General features: G+C 46.7%; 19 protein-coding genes. 14 read left to right on the top strand and 5 right to left on the bottom strand.

The genetic code is table 11. From position 1 onward, the window contains the following. Positions 1–60: 60 nt before the first annotated feature. Positions 61–702: a hypothetical protein gene (locus FQV30_RS12715; protein ID WP_146500531.1), complete on the bottom strand. Its 642-nt coding sequence runs from the start codon at positions 700–702 to the stop codon at positions 61–63. 345 nt (positions 703–1,047) lie between these two features. Between FQV30_RS12715 and FQV30_RS12710 the strand changes: the two genes are divergently transcribed. Next, positions 1,048–1,860, top strand: coding sequence for an alpha/beta fold hydrolase (locus tag FQV30_RS12710; RefSeq protein ID WP_146500530.1), 813 nt, complete (start codon positions 1,048–1,050; stop codon positions 1,858–1,860). Next, positions 1,857–2,492 (top strand): CPBP family intramembrane glutamic endopeptidase, encoded by a 636-nt coding sequence (locus FQV30_RS12705; RefSeq protein WP_146500529.1) that lies wholly within the window; start codon positions 1,857–1,859, stop codon positions 2,490–2,492. Before FQV30_RS12710 ends, FQV30_RS12705 begins: the two co-directional genes overlap by 4 nt. A 61-nt stretch (positions 2,493–2,553) precedes the next feature. Here FQV30_RS12705 and FQV30_RS12700 read toward each other — a convergent pair whose 3' ends face one another. After that, the gene (locus tag FQV30_RS12700) at positions 2,554–4,332 is read right to left on the bottom strand and encodes a choice-of-anchor I family protein (RefSeq protein WP_146500528.1); all 1,779 of its coding nucleotides are present in this window, start codon (positions 4,330–4,332) and stop codon (positions 2,554–2,556) included. 296 nt (positions 4,333–4,628) lie between these two features. Here FQV30_RS12700 and FQV30_RS12695 point away from each other — a divergent pair, with 296 nt between their 5' ends. The 4 genes from FQV30_RS12695 (at position 4,629) to FQV30_RS12680 (ending at position 7,827) form a co-directional block, all read left to right on the top strand. Then, the gene (locus tag FQV30_RS12695) at positions 4,629–5,096 is read left to right on the top strand and encodes an NUDIX hydrolase (RefSeq protein ID WP_146500527.1); all 468 of its coding nucleotides are present in this window, start codon (positions 4,629–4,631) and stop codon (positions 5,094–5,096) included. Between the two features lie 128 nt (positions 5,097–5,224). Next, complete coding sequence (locus FQV30_RS12690; RefSeq protein ID WP_186725645.1) at positions 5,225–5,692, top strand: cupin domain-containing protein; 468 nt, start codon at positions 5,225–5,227, stop codon at positions 5,690–5,692. Between the two features lie 251 nt (positions 5,693–5,943). Beyond that, entirely contained in the window at positions 5,944–7,149 is a 1,206-nt protein-coding gene (locus FQV30_RS12685; RefSeq protein WP_146500525.1) for a MalY/PatB family protein, read from the top strand. Positions 7,150–7,263: 114 nt separating this feature from the next. Continuing rightward, positions 7,264–7,827, top strand: coding sequence for a DUF6155 family protein (locus FQV30_RS12680; RefSeq protein WP_146500524.1), 564 nt, complete (start codon positions 7,264–7,266; stop codon positions 7,825–7,827). A 46-nt stretch (positions 7,828–7,873) separates the two neighbouring features. Here the strand turns inward: FQV30_RS12680 and FQV30_RS12675 are convergent, their stop codons facing one another. Further along, on the bottom strand, positions 7,874–9,175 hold the full coding sequence (locus FQV30_RS12675; RefSeq protein WP_255473452.1) for an acetamidase/formamidase family protein: 1,302 nt from the start codon (positions 9,173–9,175) through the stop codon (positions 7,874–7,876). Positions 9,176–9,220: 45 nt separating this feature from the next. Between FQV30_RS12675 and FQV30_RS12670 the strand changes: the two genes are divergently transcribed. Together FQV30_RS12670 and FQV30_RS12665 are read left to right on the top strand one after the other, a co-directional pair. Further along, a complete protein-coding gene (locus tag FQV30_RS12670; RefSeq protein WP_146500523.1) occupies positions 9,221–10,084 on the top strand; it encodes an SDR family NAD(P)-dependent oxidoreductase in 864 nt (287 codons plus the stop codon). Positions 10,085–10,407: 323 nt separating this feature from the next. Next, positions 10,408–11,604 (top strand): M14 family zinc carboxypeptidase, encoded by a 1,197-nt coding sequence (locus FQV30_RS12665; RefSeq protein ID WP_370512399.1) that lies wholly within the window; start codon positions 10,408–10,410, stop codon positions 11,602–11,604. 105 nt (positions 11,605–11,709) lie between these two features. Here FQV30_RS12665 and FQV30_RS12660 read toward each other — a convergent pair whose 3' ends face one another. Next, on the bottom strand, positions 11,710–12,630 hold the full coding sequence (locus tag FQV30_RS12660; protein WP_146500522.1) for a GNAT family N-acetyltransferase: 921 nt from the start codon (positions 12,628–12,630) through the stop codon (positions 11,710–11,712). A gap of 229 nt (positions 12,631–12,859) precedes the next feature. Between FQV30_RS12660 and FQV30_RS12655 the strand changes: the two genes are divergently transcribed. Next, on the top strand, positions 12,860–13,330 hold the full coding sequence (locus tag FQV30_RS12655; protein WP_146500521.1) for a DMP19 family protein: 471 nt from the start codon (positions 12,860–12,862) through the stop codon (positions 13,328–13,330). An 81-nt stretch (positions 13,331–13,411) separates the two neighbouring features. Here FQV30_RS12655 and FQV30_RS12650 read toward each other — a convergent pair whose 3' ends face one another. Further along, positions 13,412–14,380 carry a sugar phosphate isomerase/epimerase family protein gene (locus FQV30_RS12650; protein WP_146500520.1) on the bottom strand — a complete coding sequence of 323 codons (969 nt, stop codon included), beginning with the start codon at positions 14,378–14,380 and terminating at the stop codon, positions 13,412–13,414. Positions 14,381–14,581: 201 nt separating this feature from the next. On the opposite strand from FQV30_RS12650, the gene FQV30_RS12645 reads away from it, so the two are divergent. The 5 genes from FQV30_RS12645 to FQV30_RS12625 all read left to right on the top strand — a co-directional run bounded on the left by FQV30_RS12645 (position 14,582) and on the right by FQV30_RS12625 (position 20,290). After that, positions 14,582–15,571, top strand: a complete 990-nt coding sequence (locus FQV30_RS12645; protein ID WP_146500519.1) for a LacI family DNA-binding transcriptional regulator — start codon at positions 14,582–14,584, stop codon at positions 15,569–15,571. 120 nt (positions 15,572–15,691) lie between these two features. Continuing rightward, on the top strand, positions 15,692–16,672 hold the full coding sequence (locus FQV30_RS12640) for a substrate-binding domain-containing protein (protein WP_146500518.1): 981 nt from the start codon (positions 15,692–15,694) through the stop codon (positions 16,670–16,672). A gap of 69 nt (positions 16,673–16,741) precedes the next feature. After that, positions 16,742–18,253, top strand: coding sequence for a sugar ABC transporter ATP-binding protein (locus FQV30_RS12635; protein ID WP_146500517.1), 1,512 nt, complete (start codon positions 16,742–16,744; stop codon positions 18,251–18,253). Next, a complete protein-coding gene (locus FQV30_RS12630; protein ID WP_146500516.1) occupies positions 18,246–19,220 on the top strand; it encodes an ABC transporter permease in 975 nt (324 codons plus the stop codon). Before FQV30_RS12635 ends, FQV30_RS12630 begins: the two co-directional genes overlap by 8 nt. Before the next feature lie 11 nt (positions 19,221–19,231). Continuing rightward, positions 19,232–20,290, top strand: coding sequence for a Gfo/Idh/MocA family protein (locus FQV30_RS12625; RefSeq protein ID WP_146500515.1), 1,059 nt, complete (start codon positions 19,232–19,234; stop codon positions 20,288–20,290). The last annotated feature ends 25 nt before the right edge of the window (positions 20,291–20,315 follow it).

Below are 20,315 nucleotides of genomic sequence, written 5' to 3'. Positions count from 1 at the left end.
TGTCAGTAGAGTGAAGAAAAAAACAAGCTCCCGGTTGATAAATCAGGAGCTTGTTTCCTTTTAATGTTTGCCGCCTTTGTCCTTGCCTTTATCTTTGCCTTTTCTATCCCATTTGCCTTTGGTCACTTCAACATCAATGACTTTTTTATCGAAATGTGTTTTTTCGTTTTCCTTATAGGTCTGTTTGTTTTTTGTAATTTCTACTGTAGGTTTGCCGTATTTTTTATCCACTTTCACTTTTGTTTTTTTACTGATCAACTTGCCTTTGCTAGGCTTGCCTTTGTATTTTTTAGTCGTGATAATGGTTTTGATGATTTTCACAGGAGTCGTTGTTGTTTTGATCGTTTCAGTTTTTGTTACTTCATCCCATGTGGTTGTTTTCGTAATTTCATAAGTGGTTTTGGTTGTTACGTCTCTATACCAATTGTGCACAGGATGCTTTTCTTTTGTTACATCTACTTCCACTTTTTCAAAAGTCGACTTGTCTTGTTTCTTTTCAGTCGAATAATCGGTAAATTTTTCTGTTTTAACAATCTTATCATGGGTTACTTCTTGCTTTTTGGTTACGACTGTCGTGATGCCGTCTTTATAGGTGACTTTATCGTCGTTGTCGTATGAGGAAGCAGTGCTGCTTGCGATTGCACCGGAAGTGAATCCGAACGACAACATGAATGCTATTAAAATCATGGCCAGTTTTTTCATGGTTTTTTCTCCTTTGTATAATTGGATTTGTGTGTTCCCCAGCAACATTTCAAGCGGGCACAGGCTTTTACATATCCCAACAAAAACTAATACAAATGAACCAAGAAAACCCTACTTTCTAAGCGGCCGCAAAAGAAAAGTAGTTCAATGTCTCTGCAACGATTATATTATAAAAAACAAATAATTACTATATATTTCTGAAAATTTTAATAATTTTTTTTGATTTTTCTCCATTTTTTATTATCGGCAATGACAAAGTCTGTTGCTTTGTTTTGACAAGGCTGTAACAAGGGTATCCGATGAATAGTACTGAAATTATTTTTTTGTCAGGAGTGGAACCTGCTTATGCCATATGCCAATATTGATGACGGCCTCTCGATTTACTATCATATGAAGGGCGAAGGAATGCCGATTGTGTTTGTCCATCCGTTTGTTATGGGCCATAACGTCTTTATGCACCAAGAACAGCTCGCTAAGAATTATAAAACCATTTTTTATGATTTGGCGGGACATGGCGAAAGTTCAAAAGGCAATAAGCCGGTTACAATCGGCTTGCTTGCAGAACATTTGAAAAGCCTGCTTGACCATCTTGGGATCGAAAAAGCAGTGCTTTGCGCTTATTCTCATGGTGGACTGATAGCGCAGGAATTTGCTTTAAGGTATCCAGAGCGGGTGCTTGCCATGATTTTGTCCGGCGGATACTCCGAACTAAACAACTTTTCGCCAATTTTCTTTATCAAGTCGGTCATGTATATGGCGAAGTTCCGCCAAATCCCGCTTGCCGCAAAACTGCAGGCCAAGTTGAACAAACATTATCCGGAAGACGAAGAAAAAATCTATGAACTGGCTAGAAAAACAGATCCGCAGCGCGCATATGAGTTTTGCAGGAACGGACTTGACTACAAGTCCACTGGTTCGCTCCATCGGCTGAAAATGCCGATCTTGCTCATCTACGGAACTCTTGAAAAACCGATGCATCATTACCAGATCCCGTTTTTGAGAGCGGCCCCCCAGACGGAGGTGGCTTATATCGATAAAGGAACCCATCAAGTGCCACCTGGCTCTTTCCGGGAATTCAACGCAATCATGCGCCAGTATTTAAAGACAATCAATGCCGATTTTCTAAAAGAAAATAATGAGGATGGGGGAATCAGATGAAAAATGCTTTACGCTTAGTGGGACCGTCGCTCATGATATTGATCGGCTTGCAGTTTTTTGAAAATGTTGTCATAACGTTTTTATTGTTTTTTGGCTGGCTTTGTTTGGTGCCCCTTATCGATAAAGCTTTTCCGAAAGAACGGATGAAACTGGACAAACAAGCCTTATTAGTCGGCGTCGGCAGCGGAGTGGTTTTCTTTCTTTTTGTTTACGGTGGAGCAAGCTGGCTGCACGTCTATTTGCTTGATATTAATAAGCTTCGCGTGCTGCTGCTGGATTGGGGCTTTGCGGGTCCGTTGGAGTTTGCGTTCATTTTGCTTTTCGTTTTTGTCAATCCGGTTTTGGAGGAAGTGTATTGGAGAGGCTATATGTACGAGAAGCTGCGGATAAAGGGCACAGCGGCCTATGCCATCATAATGACATCCATATTCTATACGCTTTACCACGTTCTTACGGTGCTGCATTTGTTTCAGTCAGGATATACGCTGGTCGCAGTTTTGCCCGTGTTGCTCGTCGGTTTGTTTTGGGCGTACATACGTGAAAAGACTGGATCCATTACGGCAACGATCATCGGCCATTCTATCGCGGACTTTGCGATTATGTGTGTGTATTGGTTTATCGTAAGGCAATAAAGCATTTTAAAAACCGAACCCTCGGAGGCTGCGTCCTGGGGTTCGGTTTTGCTTTTTCTATTTACTTGGAAAGGAAAGTCACCAATCTTTTAGGGGCGACTAATATGGAACTTGCTAAATCTGAAAGAGACTTTCCGGATGCTGTTTTCTTTTCCTTCGTTTTTTCTTCCAGAGAATAAACTGCAATGGTTCCGGAAACTTCGTGGGCAGCCAGAAGAAGATTCTGGCCAGTCGGACTTTGGTCAGAAGTTACAAAAGTCAATCCTTCAGGAGCCACATCGCCGCTTTGTTCAGTGATCGGGGCTTCCTTGCCGTTGAAAATGCGGCTTGAGAAATAAGTGTCGAATTTTGGAGAGGTTGGCTTTGATAAATCATATACCATAATCCCGCCTTGCCGCTCCAATCCGATAAATGCATAATTGGTGCCTTGGACATTTCCTGTAATGACGCTTTCGGGCTCCGGCCCTTTATCGTCGCTTCTGTTATCGAAGCTGTCTTCATCGTTGCTGCTGTTGAAATGATCCGGATAAACTTGAGCGGCAACCCGTTCGAAATCATCGCCGCTGTCATAAGCAAGTTCCATGGAATCGGCTTGCCAGACTGAGAAGGAGCGGCCGCCATGGCCGTAAATCGCTTCGTATTTGCCATCTTCGTTTTTGGGCTGTGATATGGAAGTGGTCAACCGGCCTAATTTTTCATCCTCAAAAAGACCGTCTTCCACCAGCTTATCCAAGCGCTTTTGGGTATATCCTTCATACAGGTCTGCATTCAGCTGGTATTCATGTTTCAAATCTGCTGTGCGGGTTTCTTCAGAAAATCCTTTCCAGTCCTGCAGATCGCCTTCGTTGGCTGACAAAATGTAAGTTTTGCCGCCTGCTTCAAAGCTAGTGATGCCGTCTGGCTGATACATTGATAATACCGGCCAGCTGCGGATATTTATTGCACCATCTTCATTTGACGCATCAAGCTTATTTTTTGAAACGGAATAGTCTTTGAATCCTAGACTCTTAACCGCAACAAACTGCTCTTTTTCGATATCAAGTCTGGCTATGGCGTTGTTTTCTTGTAAAGCGACATAGGCGTAGCGCCCGTCACTGTCTATGGTGATGTATTCAGGTTCCAGATCTTCCGCGTATGTGCTGTCCGGATGGACTTTCCGAACACGGTCTTCAATGATTTTTTCATCAAAAGCGATAGTCGAGACAGCCTCGTCGCTGATAGCATCGATGCCTGAACCGACATCGATGATACTGATAGACCCTTCAGGATTTACCGAATAATCCTCAGCCGGTTCACCTTCATTCGCAACCAGCAACTTACTGCCATCCGGAGTGAATGTCAGCATATCAGGCAAAGCCCCTACCCGGACATTGGCAATCGGTTTGCCGTCCACTGTCAAAAAGACGACAAATCCAGGTTCTTCTTTATTGGCGGCGGGAGCTGCCACAGCGATGTATCCGCCCTCCGGGTGAATGGCTACGCTAGTAACATCCGATGCCTCGACACCAAGTCCACTCAATGGGATCCGGGCCATCAGCGGGATATCGGTCGCTTTGCCGGTTTTCAAAACGCTCATATCAAGTATATCAAGCGCTTTTTCTGCACCATTCACAGAGAAGGCGCGAAAGGTATTGGAGTCGTAGACGACAATCTCGGTTCCGCCTTCGTCAATCGGTGCGCCGCTCTTATAATGGCCGATCAATTCGACATTCAAGCCTTGCTTGCCTTTTTCGAAATGAGTAAGGTACCCGGATGCGGCAATCTGTAGAGGTGCAGCCGCCATAGAAAGGGAAAGCGCGCATACTGCGGCTGCGGGAATAAACTTTTGAATTGTTTTCACGTAGTCTTCAGCTCCCATCAGTTTTATTTTCATCCAAACCATAACAAAGGAACTTAAAGCTACTGTGACAAGCATGTATGGATTTTGTAAACCCCTTCAGCATATCCCTTTTGGTTTTACGATTACGAAAATGCCAGCTGAAGAAATTGAGGAAGCCGAAAAAGAAAAGGCCCTTCCAGCGCAACCGCAAATTGAGCCTTCCAAAGGTCCAGGCAGCGGGCTGCCGGTTTATTTATGCTTGGAAAGTGAGCTACACTATAGAAGAGACAGCAGAAAAGCTAAAGGAGCGTACGATTATGGGATATGTAGAAGAATTGCGGGCGATTGTCGGCCACCGTCCATTGATTCTTGTCGGTGCGGTTACAGTCATTGTCGATCGATCGGGGCGGCTATTGCTTGAAGAGCGGAAATATCCGAAAGACAAATGGGGGCTTGCGGGCGGATTGATGGAGCTTGGGGAGTCGACGGAAGACGCGGCGAAAAGGGAAGTCTATGAAGAAACAGGATTGACCATCAGGCAGCTGCAGCTCATCAACGTTTACTCCGGACCGAATCATTTTGCGGTGGCCGCAAACGGCGATGAATTCTATACAGTCACTGCAGCTTACTATACGGAAGATTATGAAGGGGAATTGGCCGTCGACGAAGCAGAATCGCTCAGTTTCCAGTTTTTTTATCCGGATGAACTGCCCGAAAACATGGTCGGCAGCCACCGTGTAGTCATTGAAGATTTTTTGGCGAAGCATTACCGGTTTAAACTGTAGCCGAAGTGATAACTTTTTTGCTTTAGTCTTTCGATGATCCGCTGAATGAATTACAATAACTGTGAAGTTACCAACTACCGTCGCTTTCATTGGCTGATTTGGAAAAACCACCAGAAAGGATGTTAGAAATGGGGCAATTGCGGAAACAGGAATATTATATTTTCATGGGAGCACGCGTCAAGCCGCTCTTATTAAGTGAAGAAACAGGCGGGAAGTTTTCCGTATTCGAGTTTACCGAAGTACAAGGGCTTGAACCGCCGTTTCATATTCATGAGAATGAGGATGAGATTTGGCATGTGATTGAAGGGGAAGTGACATTTCTTTTAGAAAATAAAAGGGTGGACGCCGGTCCAGGAGATACAATATTTGTCCCTAAAGGCAAATTGCACACGTTCCGTTTGAAGACAAAAACCATGTCAGCCATTTTGTCCTTAACAGCCGACGATTTTGAGAACATTGTGAGTGAAATTGCTGTACCGGCTCAAACGGCTGAAGAAATGCCAACCGAACCGCCGACCAAAGAAAAGCTTGGCAGATTGCTCGAACTCGGCAACAAGTATGGCTTGACGATTCCGCCTCCAGAACATGCAGAATGACACTAAAGGCAGCACTGAAAAACCAAGCAGGTTGAAGTGCTGCCTTTTTTGTCTTAAATCTTTTAAGAGAAAGTGCAGCTTGCCATTCCTGCTGCCCATTTCTCTGAAATAACATATACAACAAGCCGATTTTGTCCGGGAAATTGAAATTTGATTTTAAGCAAGCTTTACAAAACAAATTACGGGTATAAACCAATCAACTGTGTTTACATAAAAGAATAGAGCCGAAGTTAGAAAGGAAGGGTTTTTAAATGAACTATAATTTTGATGAAATCGTCAATCGAAGAGGAACTTATTCCTTGAAGTGGGACGGAGCCGATATGATCAAAGCGTTCGGGATAACCGAACGCTTTGACGAAGACACGATTCCGCTGTTTACCGCCGATATGGATCTGCCGGTGCCGCAGCCGCTGGTTGAGGCTTTACATAAAACAGTGGACCACCGGATCTTCGGCTATTCGGTTTTTCCGGAAGAATATTACCAAGCTATCCAAGGGTGGTTCAAGAAGCGCTACGACTGGGACATCAAAAAAGAAGAGATCGTCTACAGTCCGGGAACGGTCCATGCCCTGAATGTAGCGGTCAAAGCCTTCACTCAGCCAGGCGACGGCGTCATCATCCAGCGACCGGTTTATCCGCCGTTTACCGGGGCGATTGAAGGGAATGGGCGCGTTGTAGTCAACAATGCCCTAAAGGTGGACGACACGGGTTATTATTCCATCGATTTTGAGGATTTTGAAGAGAAAGCGAAAGAAGAGCATACGAAAATGTTCATTCTATGCAACCCCCACAATCCGACAGGACGAATCTTCAGAGAAGAGGAACTGAAAAGATTGGCGGAGATTTGCTATCGTCATGATGTAATCGTTGTTGCGGATGAAATCCATGGCGACCTGATCCGCAAAAATCAGACGTTCGTACCGATGGCAACGGTGGCGGAGCAGACCGGCCACATCCTGACATTGACCGCAATCAATAAAACCTTCAACACTGCCGGTCTTCACTGTACAAATGTCATCATAGAAGACCCGGACAGAATGGCAACTTTCGCGACCGAAATGGGCATGCAACTCGGTTCTCCTTTCACGATTGCCGCTTTGATCGCGGTTTACACAGAAGGCGAAGAGTGGCTCGATCAGCTGCTGGAGTATATCGACGGCACGATGGAATTTGTGAAGAACTTTTTCGCTGAACATATGCCGGAAGTGAAAGTCCGAATTCCGGAAGGCACTTATGTGATGTGGCTCGATTTCAGCGGCTATAACCTCCCGCCTGAAGAAATCCATGACCGCATCTACAACAAAGCGAATGTTGTTCTGGAGGATGGCAGCATGTTCGGTGAGGAAGGCGCGCAGTATCAGCGCATTTGCATTCCATCGCCGCGTCCATTGATCAAAGAAGCAGTAGAGCGGATTGCCCGGGAATTCGAAGACATATCCAGGAAAAAACAAGCATAAAACGGGTTCCATCGAAGCCATCTTCAATTGAAGATGGCTATTTTGAAATTTAAAAAGGGTTTGGGCTTGGGCACATCGAATCTATTAAGTGCAGAAAAATGGAGGCGAAAATTTATGGCAAAGCTGACTACTGACGACTTAAAGAAACATTTAGAGGCGTATGAGCGCGAAGAACTTGTTAAAATCATTACGGATTTAGCGCAAATGAGCAAGAAAGCCAGAAAGCATTTGTCCGCTGAAGTGAAAGCGGAAGAAGCAACCCATTCTCTGTATGAAGAGTCGAAGCAAACGATAACTGGATATGTAAGCCCTGATGCGGATGCCTTCAAGCCGCGCCTGTCCAAGGCGAAAAGGACAATCGACGATTTCCGGAAATCGACTGGCAACAAAGCGCTGACGGTCGATTTGATGCTGCATTTTGTTGAAGCGGGAACCGAATTTGCCGTCACCCATTCAGATTTGGAAGAAAAGTTTTATTCCAAACTGGTCACCATGTACTCGAACGCCGTGGAAGAGTGTGAAAACGACGAGCTTTTGTTCCATCAATTCAACGAGCGCTTGCATAAAATTCTTGAAGCAGCGGCGCCCATCGAAAACGACTATCCAGCTATCTTGACAGATAGGTACCACTCCATCAGCTGGGTAGAAGACCAGGAGCAAGGAATAACAATTCAATAATGCATGATAAAACCAGCCCCTTGCAGAAGGGGGCTGGCTTTTTTGTTTACGCGTATTGGTTTTTCACGAGCTCAAACAAGTCCGTTTTTTTCAAATACTGCTCCGGCGCGAGAAAAGTGACTGTTACCACGCCGGGATGGCGGCCGATTTCAATCGCTCCTGTGATGGTCGAGCGGTTCATGATTTCCGGGACGGTCACGCCAAAAAATTCTGCAGCACGGCTCAATCCGTTTTCAGTCGCATCGTTCAGATTCGGGCCAGATCCAATAAAAGAAAGCGGATAAGATTCCTCAATTTTAAGGACATTCCATTTATCCGCAATCTGCTGTGCGGACTGGCGCTCTTCTTTGGTGAAAGGCCTGGCCGTGTAAGGCAAATCTTCGGCGTTTGGAAGCAGAATCGGCCCTTTGATATTCAGGCCTTTGATGACATGGACTTGCAGATGGGCAATGCCGGCAACGTCTGCCGTATGCCCCGCGATTTCCCCATCTCCCTGCATGGCGTGCATATCCCCAAGATAAACCCCGCCTCCCGGAACTTTGACTGGGCATATCAAGACAGCCCCGGCACGGACGCGGTTGACATCCAAATGCCCGTCTGTCCGATGAGTTTCCAACTCTTCTTGCGTGCTTGTATAGTCGTGCGTGGCACCGACCAGGAACGATCCGAAATCACCTGCGTTATGGGAATCCGGTGTCGGACGGGAAGGGGTCGTTCCTAATTGTCCAAGAAATGGGCGCATGCGAGCCATTGTCCCCACCAGGTCATGCGGCGCAAAAGTGACTACTGGATTTTGGACGGAGGCTTCCGGTGTTTTCATATAGGACCGTCCGTCTTCCGCAATGGTTTCGGCCGCTTCCCGCGGCAGTGTAAGTCCGACATCGCCTTTTTCCCCGAAGAACATCGTATAGCCGTTTGTGAAGACGAAAGGGGTGGCGTCCGCTCCGCAATTCGCGCAGCGAATGGCTTCCATGCCGATTCCTTTGATGACAGTTTTAGGATTTTTCGTTCCGCATTCAGGGCATTTAGCTGCGACATAGCCATCGCCATCAGCACGTTCCTCGATCATCCTGTCATTCCCTGAAGAAGTGGCTTGAGAAGTTACATTGATTGAATTGATCCGGATGGCAATTGCGTCTCCAGGCTCCGCCCCTTCCACAAAAACAGGCTTGGTCACTTCATGGCCGCCTTTGATGCTAGGGGTGATCATGGGTCCCCAGCAGCCTGGGGCAGTGTTTGCGATAATATAACCGCCGTCTTTTACGGGACCGAGCATTTCTTTTCCAGGATCCAGAATTCCATCGACAAACTGATTGACGAATAGCGTTTCAACCACCGTTTTGTTCACAGTAATCCTCCTAATGATAATTTGATTATTCAAATTATATACCTCATGTTTTATCTTGTCACCGTAAAGGGAAAAGATGAACAGCTAAATGGGAAAGGAGATAGACAAATGTCGATTTTTTCAAACGATGCATTGCAGCATAAACATGTGCTTATTACCGGAGCAACAGGCGGTATCGGTCATGAAACGGCGAAGAGGCTGGCAGCTATGGGGGCACGGGTGACCGTGACTGGCCGAAACAAAGAGAAACTGGAGCAACTGAAAACGGAATTGCTGGAGATGGCAAGCGAAGATCAAGTATTTCTCCAACAAGCGGATTTGGCAAAGCCGGAGGACCGGAAAACTTTAGTGGCACAGGCGGAGGCGAAATTCGGCTTCATCAACGGCCTGGTCAATTCGGCGGGCATCGGCGGCGGCAATGTGGTCGAAGAACTGGATGAGGAGACACTTGGGCAGGTCATGGATTTGAATTTCAAATACACATTTTTGCTGACACAAGCGGTTTACCGAAAGATGCTGGAAAAAAAGGAAGGCGATATCGTCAATCTAGCCTCGCTTTCCGGGCTCCGGGGCACCTACGGAGGAACAGCCTATGCCGCCAGCAAGTTTGCGGTTATCGGCTGGACGCAATCGATGGCGCTCGAAGCGATTGAACACGGCATCCGGGTGAATGCGGTATGCCCGGGTTATGTCGATACCGAAATGGCATGGAACAGCATCAGGAAAAGAGCGGAAGCGCAAGGTGTTTCTTTTGAAGAAGGAATGAAAAATGCAGCCCGTGAAATTCCGTCAGGCCGGCTGTCGACACCGGAAGAAGTTGCGAATACAATCGCGTTTTTGCTGACGGACGCAGCCGGCAATATCGTCGGCGAGTCGTTGAAAATTTCCGGAGGCAGCGTCATGAGATGACAGCTAAGTAAATAGATTTTGGAATGCCCTTTCGATGTTATACATTGAAAGGGCTTTTTCGGGTGGGAGGGTTCTTGCCAATGGCAAAGCAAAGCTATGCTAAACCCATTAAGCCAAAATAACTAGTAAATACTGCTCCATTTGAAACAAGGAAATCAATGATTTCAATTAAAAAGAGCTACTAAATGATTAAATATTCTAAATACATTTACTATTGTTTTTTCCTTTGTTATTTTTAATATAAGAAAAATTGGTATAAGGAGGAAAATAAATAAAAGAAAAAGTAAATTAAAGTAAAGTAAAAACAAAAGGAGAGATTGAAATTGAGGAAAAAATGGGCAAGTACGATTGGGGTTGCAGGACTATGTGCAGCATTGGCAATGCCGGTTTATGCGGCAGAACCAGAAACAAGAACGGCAACACATCATCACGACTACAGCATTTCAGGGTTTGTCGATTATGCAGAACTGCAAAAAACTTTGCGGCAGATTGAAGCCTCGAGCAAGGGAACTGTGCAGGTGGAAGCAGCCGGACAATCTTTTGAAGGCCGGAATATCTATACGGCCAGAGTCGGGACGGGCGACAAAGTGATCCTGGTTCAAAGCGAAATCCACGGCAATGAAAAAACAGGGACGGTCGCTCTGCTGAACTTGTTGAAAACTCTTTCAGGAAACTCGGCCCAAGCTAAACAAATCCGTGAAGAAGTCACTGTCGTATTTATGCCGATGATGAATCCGGACGCATCCGAAGCGGATAAGCGGCGTAACAGCATGACATGGGCCGATACAGTCGAGGCATATCCGCAGCTGGCCGGCGCTGCTCCTTCATGGAACTATCTGGACCGGGGAATCAGCCAAAGCTATGACTACGGCGCAAATCCTGGATTTGATGTCAATCGCGATTTCAATCCGGATCTGGACTATGTTCCAGAAGCGGCGGATTTCCCGGGAGCTTCGAACTTGCCTGGCTGGTTCATCACTCCTGAATCCCAAACTTCACGCGATGTTTATAAATCCTTGCAAAATGAATTCGGCAATGTAGATGTCTTTGTCGACTTGCATCATCAAGGGATGTATTATGTCGGAGGCACAGATGATCCCGTGACGCTTTCGCTGTCTGCTCAGTTTGTTCCCGATCCATCGACTCCTGAAGGCGCGAAGTATGCGGAGTATGCGGACAATTACAATTATGATTTCTCCAGGCAGCTGAATTTGGCTGCTTACAATGAGCTGCAGTCGTATGGCAACTCGAAGTTCACAAACATTTCCCTCTACTCCCAGGGCCTTGACCTTCCTGGCACCGCTCTTGGCTCCTATGCACTGAATGGCAGCGGGACCGTGCTGTTTGAAGTGAGAGGTCAGACGCAAATGATGGGGCAAAAGGAAAAGGGGCAGTTGGTGAAGTCGGTTGAACGGGGTCTTTCTGCCATTGTTGAAAGCGTGGCCGATGGATCCGTGGAAACACTGGACCCTGAAAAGTATGAAGAAATCCCAGTGACTTCCTACAGTCCGGGCAACTGATTGCAGGGGAATCTCAAGACAGCGCCCTTGAAACGGCGGTAAACGAAAAACGCCTGCATCTTCTCACAAGATGCAGGCGTTTTTCGATTCAACGTTCATGAAAGGTCAAGTGCGGTCTTCTGATGAAACTGCCAAAGCGGAGAATTCGGCATTTTTGTTATTATATTCCTTCCTCCAGATACCGTGAAGCAGCCATGGGGAAGGCAATTTGAAAGAATGCCCGTCCGGCAGCGATTGCGCCTGGTCTTTCGTCAAATCCATCCAGATGGAGGCTGCTTCTTTGGTTTGGGAGGCTAACTCATTAAAATCGGCGGATATTGTTTCCCATAGCCCTTCTTGTTCCATCGGATCATCCCAAGGGTAGATTGCGTGGAGATAATAATCCTTTTTGAAATCCTGTTTCGTTATCAGCACCCGGCTTCCAGATGGGTTCTCGTAAAATGACCACTCCGCCAGCTTGGCATCGGAAAACAGTTCCTTAGAAGCAGGGAAGGGGTAATAGCATTCGTACGGAAAAACTTCCCCTGTTCGAATATAGAGCTTATCCAGCCATGCTTGTTTCTCCTTGAGCCCATGAAGTTCCTTCCATGGAATGCCGTCCGAAACCAGCTTCGAGAGGTCTTTTGCAATAGCGCCATAAAGAGGCGGATAGCTGCTGAAACCGTTTTTTTCAAGTACGCGGCGCGCGGCCAGGTTTTCTTCCTGGGTGTTCGCGCCGACCCACTGGATGTGCGGCAGTTTGAAGGCTTCATCCCGGACATGGAGGGTCAGCTGGGTGGCCAGGTCCTTGCCCCTGAAACGGATATCGCTCCTTATGCGCCCGATCATAGCGTAATGCCCCGCGAAAGTTGTATAGCCGCATACGCTTGTAAGCCGTTCGCCCAAAAACAAGCCGTAAAGGCGGTTGTTTTCGGTGGTGACGAGCCGTTTGAAGATCCTTTTGACATAATCGTCTTCGATGCCGGTTTCCATTGCTTCGAGGCAGGGAAGGTCCTCGAGGGCTAAACGCCGGATTGATTGCTCCATCCGCTGACACTCCTTGCCATGCTGTTATTTATAGGATCAAGTTGATCAAAATCGTCAGAAGAACTGAAATGACAATAGAAATGATGATGCTGCTCATGCAACCCATACGCATAAATATCCCACCTTTTTCGTAATAATGACCATTACCCTTTTATTGGGGGAACTCAAACTAGCGAAAATTGATATAATGGGTTATATAGATATGCGTTATTCAACTGGAGGGAACAGGATGAAGCCGAAAATGTACAGAAAAGACTTGCTGACGAATGATGATATTTGGAATGCTATGATTTCGACTGTTAGTGAATACGATTTTCCGACGGGGAACCAGACAGCTGATGAAGCGTTTCTGGTATTCCAATACTATTCGGAACTGGAAAGCGGGGGGCATGAGAGTTTGTTGACATGGTTTTCTGAACACGTTGAAGAAGTTGGAGCCGCCAGCTATCTGGATGCTTTAGTCGCGGCACTGGAAGCGGTAGGCGCATATGATTACGCCGCGATCGAAAACAAATACGGGCATGATATGTGGCAAAAGCATAAGGCGCTGGAGAACGGCGAAATCGAAGAAAAGGAATTTTATGCTGTCATCGAACAAGCGGACGGAGAATATTATCAGCTCGACGGCCGGATTTCGGAATTACTGGAAACATTTTTTGTGGATGTACATACGGAACTGATTGACGTCATTAAAGATTAACGGTTTGAAGCCAGATGTTGAAATGTTTAGCAAAGCAAAAGCCCCGCTTCAGTCTTTGAGCGGGGCTTTTGCTTTGTTCGTTCAAGCCCACCACATCTCGCCGACGGATTCTTTGACGATGAGCGGTTTCAGGTTTTCGACTGCTTTCGTAAAGCCCTCGTTGATCGACATCAAACCGTCTTCATGCTCGATGCTGACGACATAATCATAGCCATAAAGCCGAAGAGTGCTGATGATGTCCGCCCAAGTTTTCAAATCGTGGCCAAAGCCGACAGTGCGAAAATACCAGGCGCGGTCTTGCATGTTCCCGTAGTCTGTCATATCGGTCAGGCCGTTGCGGTTCATGTTTTGCTGGTCGATGATGGTATCTTTCGCATGGAAATGGTGGATTGCGCCTTCACGGCCCAGGATTTTTATGGCTTCAACCGGATCGATGCCTTGCCACCACATATGGCTTGGATCCAAATTCGCTCCGATTGCCGGGCCGCATGCATTGCGCAGCCGCAGCATCGTCGATGGCGTATGAACTGAAAAGCCGCCGTGAAGCTCCAAGCCTATTTTCACATTGAGCGATTCGGCCAAGTCATTTTTCTCTTTCCAATAAGGAATCAGTTTTTCTTCCCATTGCCATTTCAACACTTCCTGGAAATCATGTGGCCAAGGCGTTACAGGCCAGTTCGGGTATAGTGCATTCTCATGGTCTCCAGGGCACCCGGAAAACGTGTTGACAACAGGAACACCGAGTTTCGAAGCCAGCTGCAGCGTTTTTATCAGTAATTCATCGGCGGGGCCGGCAATCCCTTTTTGCGGATGAAGCGGATTGGAATGGCAACTGAAAGCGCTGATGGTCAAGCCGGCATCCGCTACTTGTTGCTTGAATCGCTCCAGCTTGGCGCTGTCCGCAAGCAGTTCGTCCACTTTGCAGTGGACGGCGTTCGCATAGCCGCCAGTGCCCAGTTCAATCGCTTCCACTCCTCTCGAAGCAACGTAGCTTAACATGTCCTCAAAGTTTTTATCGGAGAATAATACAGTAAAGACGCCTAATTTCAAAGAAATCCCCCCATAATAAATATCAGAATATACTGAAATGTAAACCATTACATTCTTAACATATATAAAATTTGCAAGTAAATCAACCGTTTTATTTAATTTTAAATTGTTATTGACAGATAATTCTGAAGATAATACTATGAAAATGTAATCGATTTCATTTCTTTTACTGATGGAATCCGGGAAAGTAGGAAAACGAAGATGGCGAACATCCAACAAGTAGCAAAGCAAGCAGGGGTTTCTGTCGCAACCGTATCACGGGTCCTGAATGGCCAGAACAAAGTAGCTTCAAGAACAAAGCAAAAAGTTGAAAATGCGATCAAGGAGCTGAATTACGAACCAAGCATGTTGGGGAGGAACCTCCGAAACTCAGAAAGCCGGATCATGCTGATTTTGATCCCGGCAATTTCCAATCCTTTCTATTTCGAAATCATCAAAGGAATTGAAAACATGGCGCTGAGCCAAAACTACAGCATCCTGCTATGTGAAACAGATTCCAGACCGGAAAAAGAAGATATCTATTTTGATCTTGTCCGGAAGAAGATGGCAGATGGCATCATTTCAATGGACCCTGCAGTAAACATTGAAACGCTGAAAGAGCTGGCGGAAAAGTACGCAATTATCCAGTGCAGCGAATATGGAGGGGGGATCGGCATTCCGTATGTGACAATCGACAGTGAGGAAGCGTCTTACCGGGCGGTCAAACACCTGATCCAAATCGGACATCGGAAAATCGCGCTGATGAACTCAGATGAGAAGTTCTCTTATGCAAGAGAGCGGAAAGCGGGCTATGAGCGGGCCTTGGCGGAATATGGCCTACCTGTAATCGATGACTACATCTTGTACACGCAGCAGCTGGGATTCGAGTATGGGCAACAGGCGATGAAAAAAATTCTTGCATTGCCAGACCGGCCGACTGCGGTGTTTGCAGTCTCGGATTTATTGGCAATCGGCGCGTTAAAGGAGCTTAATGCAGCGGGGATTCATGTGCCGAATGATATGGCGGTGGTCGGTTTTGATAAAATCGATTTTTCGAATATGACCAATCCGACATTGACAACGATCGCCCAGCCAATGTACAAAATGGGGGCCATTGCGGCAAGGATGTTGATCGATTTGCTTCGGGGGGAACAAGTTGACAGTGTTGTCTTGGAGCATGAGCTTATTATCCGGGAATCGACATCAGGGTGAAACAGCTAAGACCAGCGCTCTGTTATTAAAGGGGATTAATGATGGAGCGCTGGCCTTAGTTGTAAATGTAAACGTTTACAATAAGGGGGAGCTTTTCAAAAAAACAAAGGGGTGAATAGAGTGAAGAAATTATGGATTATATTTATGGCTTTAGTGACAGTATTTGGCTTGGCTGCGTGCGGCAGCAGCGGAGAAAGCGGAAGCTCGGAGTCCGGCGGGGGAGAAACGGACGATACGGTGAAAATCGGCATCTCACTTCCTTCTGCAACGCACGGGTGGATGGGAGCACTGATCGACAGTGCTGAAAAGCAGGCAAAAGCACTTCAGGAAAGCGAAGGCATCGAATACGTTATGACGAATGCAGCAGACCCCAACAAGCAAGCGAACGATGTGGATGACTTGATTGCTCAAGACGTGGACGCAATCGTCATGCTTCCGATCGAATCGGCGGCATTGACTCCGGTCGGACAAAAGATAAAAGATGCGGGCATCCCCCTAGTCATTGTAGACCGGGAACTTGAGAACGATGCGGCAACTGTTGTGGTAAAAGGGGACAATGAAGGAATCGGCGTCAATGCCGGCAAGTTCTTTGTTGAACAGTTGGGCGGAAAAGGCAAAGTCGTTGAAATTTCCGGGCCGCCAAGCTCGGTGACCGAGCAGCGCGGAGCCGGTTTTAAAGAAGCGGTTGAAGGAGCGGAAGGCATGGAAATCATCGCTTCCCAAAGCGGCGACTTCTCCACTGAAAAATCACTGGAAGTTATGCAGAATATCCTGCAGGCCAACCCTCAAATCGATGCTGTTTTCACGCAAGATGACGGAATGGCTCTAGGTGTCTTGCAGGCGATTGAAGAAGCAGGACGCACCGATATCCAGTTCGTGACGGGGGCAGGCGGTGCAAAACAAGTGTTTGAGGACATCAAAAACGATGGGCTAATGAAAGCGACGTTCTTATACTCGCCGACAATGGTGGAAGATGCAGTGAAAATTGCCGCTGATCTTGCAAAAGGCGAAGAACCTGCAGAAACAATGGTTGTAAAAGAAGCGACGCAAGTGACAAAAGAAAATGTGGATGAATACTATGACCCAGAATCTAAATTCTAAATTGAATGCCGGGAAATACAATAGATCTATTGTATTTCCTGTTTTCCTATTATGAGGGGGATCAAGGCAATGACTGAAAATCCTTTTATCAAAATGCAGACGATAAAAAAATCATTCAACGGCGTACCGGTTTTGAAAGGGGTGGCGCTGGAAGTCCAAAAAGGTGAAATCCACGCATTGCTTGGAGAAAATGGCGCCGGAAAATCCACACTGATGAATATTCTCGGCGGCGTCCATCAGCCGGACAGCGGCACAATCTACATCGACGGAAAGGAAGAGAAGATGCTGGATCCCCGAATATCACAGGAACACGGAATCAGCTTTATCCATCAGGAGCTGAATATGGTTTCTGACCTTCGCGTCTATGAAAACATGTTTTTGGGATCTGAACTCCGCAGCAAAGTCGGTTTCTTGAAAGTCGAGGAAATGTGCAAGCAAACGCATGAAATTTTAGCGAAGCTTGGCGTCGATATTGATCCCAAGGAATATGTCCGGAATCTGGCTACCTCTTACAAGCAATTGATCGAAATTTCCAAAGCGCTTCTCCATAATTCCCGATTGATCATTATGGACGAACCGACCACCTCATTGGCGGAACATGAAGTGAGCCGGCTGTTCGGTTTGATGAAAAACTTGAAGAAGTCGGGCGTATCAATTATCTACATCTCCCACAAGTTGAAGGAAATCAAGGAAGTGTGCGATCGCTATACTGTCTTGCGGGACGGTGAACTCGTGCGCACAGGAAGTATGGAACATGAGAATATCGAAACGATTACTAAGACGATGGTCGGCAAAGCGATTTCCCAAGAGCGTTTTCTGCATGAGCACCCGTTTGGGCGAGTCGTGCTGGAAGTGGACGGATTAACAAGTGATGCATTCAAGAATATTGATTTTACGGTTCGAAAAGGTGAAATTGTCGGATTCACAGGACTTGCAGGCGATGGCAGAACGGAACTTTTTGAGAGCCTGTTTGGTTTTCGGAAAAAATACACGGGAGAAGTCAAAATCAACGGCCAGGCGGTGAAGATAGATCATCCGCGGAAAGCGTTGAAAGCAGGACTTGGTTTGGTGCCGAGAGACCGCAAGGAAAACGCCATCATCAAGGACTTGAGCGTGCTCCATAATATGAGCTTGAGTTCCATGGGAAACTTTGAAAAAAGAGGCTTTATCAGGGACAAGGAAGAACGGAAAAAATTCCAGTTCTATAAGGAAGCCCTGAATATCAAAGTGCACAATCCGCGGATCACCATCGACAAGCTGAGCGGCGGAAATCAGCAAAAAGTCATCATCGCAAAATGGCTCGAAGCGGAAACTGAGCTGTTGATTTTTGACAATCCGACACAAGGAATCGATATTGGCGCAAAGCAGGAAATCTACCAGCAAATCGTCGAACTCGCCAAGCTTGGAAAAGCGGTCATTATTCTGTCATCCGAGGCTCCGGAAGTATTGCGCATTTGCCATACCATCAATGTCATGTTCCAAGGCGAAATCACGGCCCGCTTTAGCGCAGAAGAGGCAAACGAAGAAGAAATCATGAATTACGCAACGGGTTCGAAAAGGGAGGTCGCAAAAATTGGCTAATATCAATGTGAAAGAATATCAGCCTGAAGCCCGGACGACAAAAAACCGGCTGTCTTGGCTATGGGCGGAATATAGTGTCATTATTGCTTTCATCATTTTATTCATCGGTTCTTCAGTTTTAAATCCTCGCTTTCTCGACATCAATAACCAGCTGAATATTTTGATGCAGGTATCCATCATCGGCATCATCGCAATGGGCATGACCGTCGTTATGCTGTCAGGCGGAATCGATTTGTCGGTCGGGTCAGTTCTAGCGCTTGCTGGAGTCATCTCGGTTTTGGCATTGAATGCTTCAGGGAGTATTCTGGTAGGGGTACTTACGGCCTTGCTTGTCGGTTCGTTTGCCGGTTTCTTGAATGGGCTCATGGTGGCAAAAGGCAGGATTGCTTCATTTATTGCAACGCTCGGCATGATGGCGGGCGCCCGGTCCATCGCGTTATATATTGCGGACGGGGGCAGTGTTTCCGGTGAAGTATCCGGTTTTACGGCGATTGCGAACAGCGATTTTTGGATATTCGATGTTCCGGTCCTCATATTTTTCGCAATGACCGCGCTGGTTTATGTGCTGATGCATAAAATCCGCTTTGGCCGATATGTCTATGCGCTCGGAAGCAACGAAAAGGCGGCTTTGCTGTCAGCGATCCGGGTGGACCGGATGAAAATCGGCGTCTATACATTGATCGGCACATTGGTAGGGGTGGCAGCTGTTATTGAAACATCCCGTTTGAATTCGATTTCTTCATCGAGTTCGGGAGCGCAATATGAACTTGATGCCATTGCAGCCGTTATTATCGGGGGCACCCGAATGACGGGCGGCCGCGGCAAGATTATCGGAACCCTGTTTGGTGTATTGATCCTGGGAATTCTGAACAACATGATGAATTTAATGAACGTCTCGCCTCACCTTCAAGGGTTTGTGAAAGGCTTGATCATCATCATCGCAGTGGTATTTCAAAAACGGGAATAGGGGGCGTATATATGGGGATCAAAGTGGGCATTATCGGATGCGGCTCGATAACAAAAGCGCGCCATGCGCCGGAATATAAAGCCAATCCATATGTGGATGAAATTGTTTTTTACGACCGCAATCCCGAACGCGCCGAAGCATTGGCGGTTATGTTCGGCGGCAAGGTCGCCAAGACTGTGGATGAGTTGTACGAAGATCCGGAAATCCAGGCTATAAGCGATTGTTCGTCGAATGAGCACCATCACCTGTTTTCTTCCCAAGCGCTGCTTAGCGGCAAGCATGTACTGTGCGAAAAGCCGATCGCACTTACAGTGGAGCATGCGCGCGAAATTATCGAAGCTCAAAAAAAATCGGGCAAAAAACTGATGGTCGACCATAACCAGCGCTTTACACGTGCCCATCAAAAAGCACGGGAAATTCTCCAAAGCGGAGAACTTGGGAAAGTGCTGACGTTTCAGACGACGTTTGGGCATTCGGGTCCGGAAGACTGGGGCTTCAACAAAACAAATTCCACCTGGTTCTTTAAAAAAGAGCGTTCAGGCCACGGTGTCGCTGGTGACCTTGGCGTCCATAAAGTGGATTTGCTGCATTATCTGCTGGATGATGAAATCGAACAAGTCAGCGCTTTTCAAGGGGCGCTCGACAAAGTGGATGAAAACGGCAAGCCGATCGAAGTGTGCGACAATATTGTCTGCAGCCTGAAAACAAAAAAAGGGCGGCTTGGGACCGGCTCCTTTTCGTGGACGTATTATGGGGAAGAGGACAATAGCACAGTCATATACTGCCAAAAAGGCATTTTGAAAATCTATCACGATGACAAATATCAAATCGAAGTGCTGACAAAAACGGGGGAAAAGGTCCACTATGAATTGGAAGCGATTCAGACAAACGATAATCAGACGCCAAGCGGTGTAATTGATGCCTTTGTCGATGCAGTGCGTTTGGACGAAACGCCGATTGTCACAGGAGAAGACGCCCTCGCCTCGCTTAAGGTCATTTTAGGCATTATTGAAGCAGCGGATACAAACCGCGTGGTCACAATAGAAGAAGAGTCTCTCCAAACCTTATAAGGAGAGGCTCTTCTTCTTTATCGTT

This window comes from Planomicrobium sp. CPCC 101110 (genome assembly GCF_007859395.1).
Classification (GTDB): Bacteria; Bacillota; Bacilli; order Bacillales_A; family Planococcaceae; genus Planococcus.
The sequence above is the reverse complement of the archived record's forward strand: the minus strand, read 5'-3'. Positions and strand labels throughout refer to the sequence as shown.

What these genes read in the sequence shown, in the direction of transcription:
- FQV30_RS12715 (WP_146500531.1), bottom strand. Translation starts at nt 702, where the DNA reads ATGAAAAAACTGGCCATGATTTTAATAGCATTCATGTTGTCGTTCGGA.
- FQV30_RS12710 (WP_146500530.1), top strand. Translation starts at nt 1,048, where the DNA reads ATGCCATATGCCAATATTGATGACGGCCTCTCGATTTACTATCATATG.
- FQV30_RS12705 (WP_146500529.1), top strand. Translation starts at nt 1,857, where the DNA reads ATGAAAAATGCTTTACGCTTAGTGGGACCGTCGCTCATGATATTGATC.
- FQV30_RS12695 (WP_146500527.1), top strand. Translation starts at nt 4,629, where the DNA reads ATGGGATATGTAGAAGAATTGCGGGCGATTGTCGGCCACCGTCCATTG.
- FQV30_RS12690 (WP_186725645.1), top strand. Translation starts at nt 5,225, where the DNA reads ATGGGGCAATTGCGGAAACAGGAATATTATATTTTCATGGGAGCACGC.
- FQV30_RS12685 (WP_146500525.1), top strand. Translation starts at nt 5,944, where the DNA reads ATGAACTATAATTTTGATGAAATCGTCAATCGAAGAGGAACTTATTCC.
- FQV30_RS12680 (WP_146500524.1), top strand. Translation starts at nt 7,264, where the DNA reads ATGGCAAAGCTGACTACTGACGACTTAAAGAAACATTTAGAGGCGTAT.
- FQV30_RS12670 (WP_146500523.1), top strand. Translation starts at nt 9,221, where the DNA reads ATGTTTTATCTTGTCACCGTAAAGGGAAAAGATGAACAGCTAAATGGG.
- FQV30_RS12660 (WP_146500522.1), bottom strand. Translation starts at nt 12,630, where the DNA reads ATGGAGCAATCAATCCGGCGTTTAGCCCTCGAGGACCTTCCCTGCCTC.
- FQV30_RS12655 (WP_146500521.1), top strand. Translation starts at nt 12,860, where the DNA reads ATGAAGCCGAAAATGTACAGAAAAGACTTGCTGACGAATGATGATATT.
- FQV30_RS12645 (WP_146500519.1), top strand. Translation starts at nt 14,582, where the DNA reads ATGGCGAACATCCAACAAGTAGCAAAGCAAGCAGGGGTTTCTGTCGCA.
- FQV30_RS12635 (WP_146500517.1), top strand. Translation starts at nt 16,742, where the DNA reads ATGACTGAAAATCCTTTTATCAAAATGCAGACGATAAAAAAATCATTC.
- FQV30_RS12625 (WP_146500515.1), top strand. Translation starts at nt 19,232, where the DNA reads ATGGGGATCAAAGTGGGCATTATCGGATGCGGCTCGATAACAAAAGCG.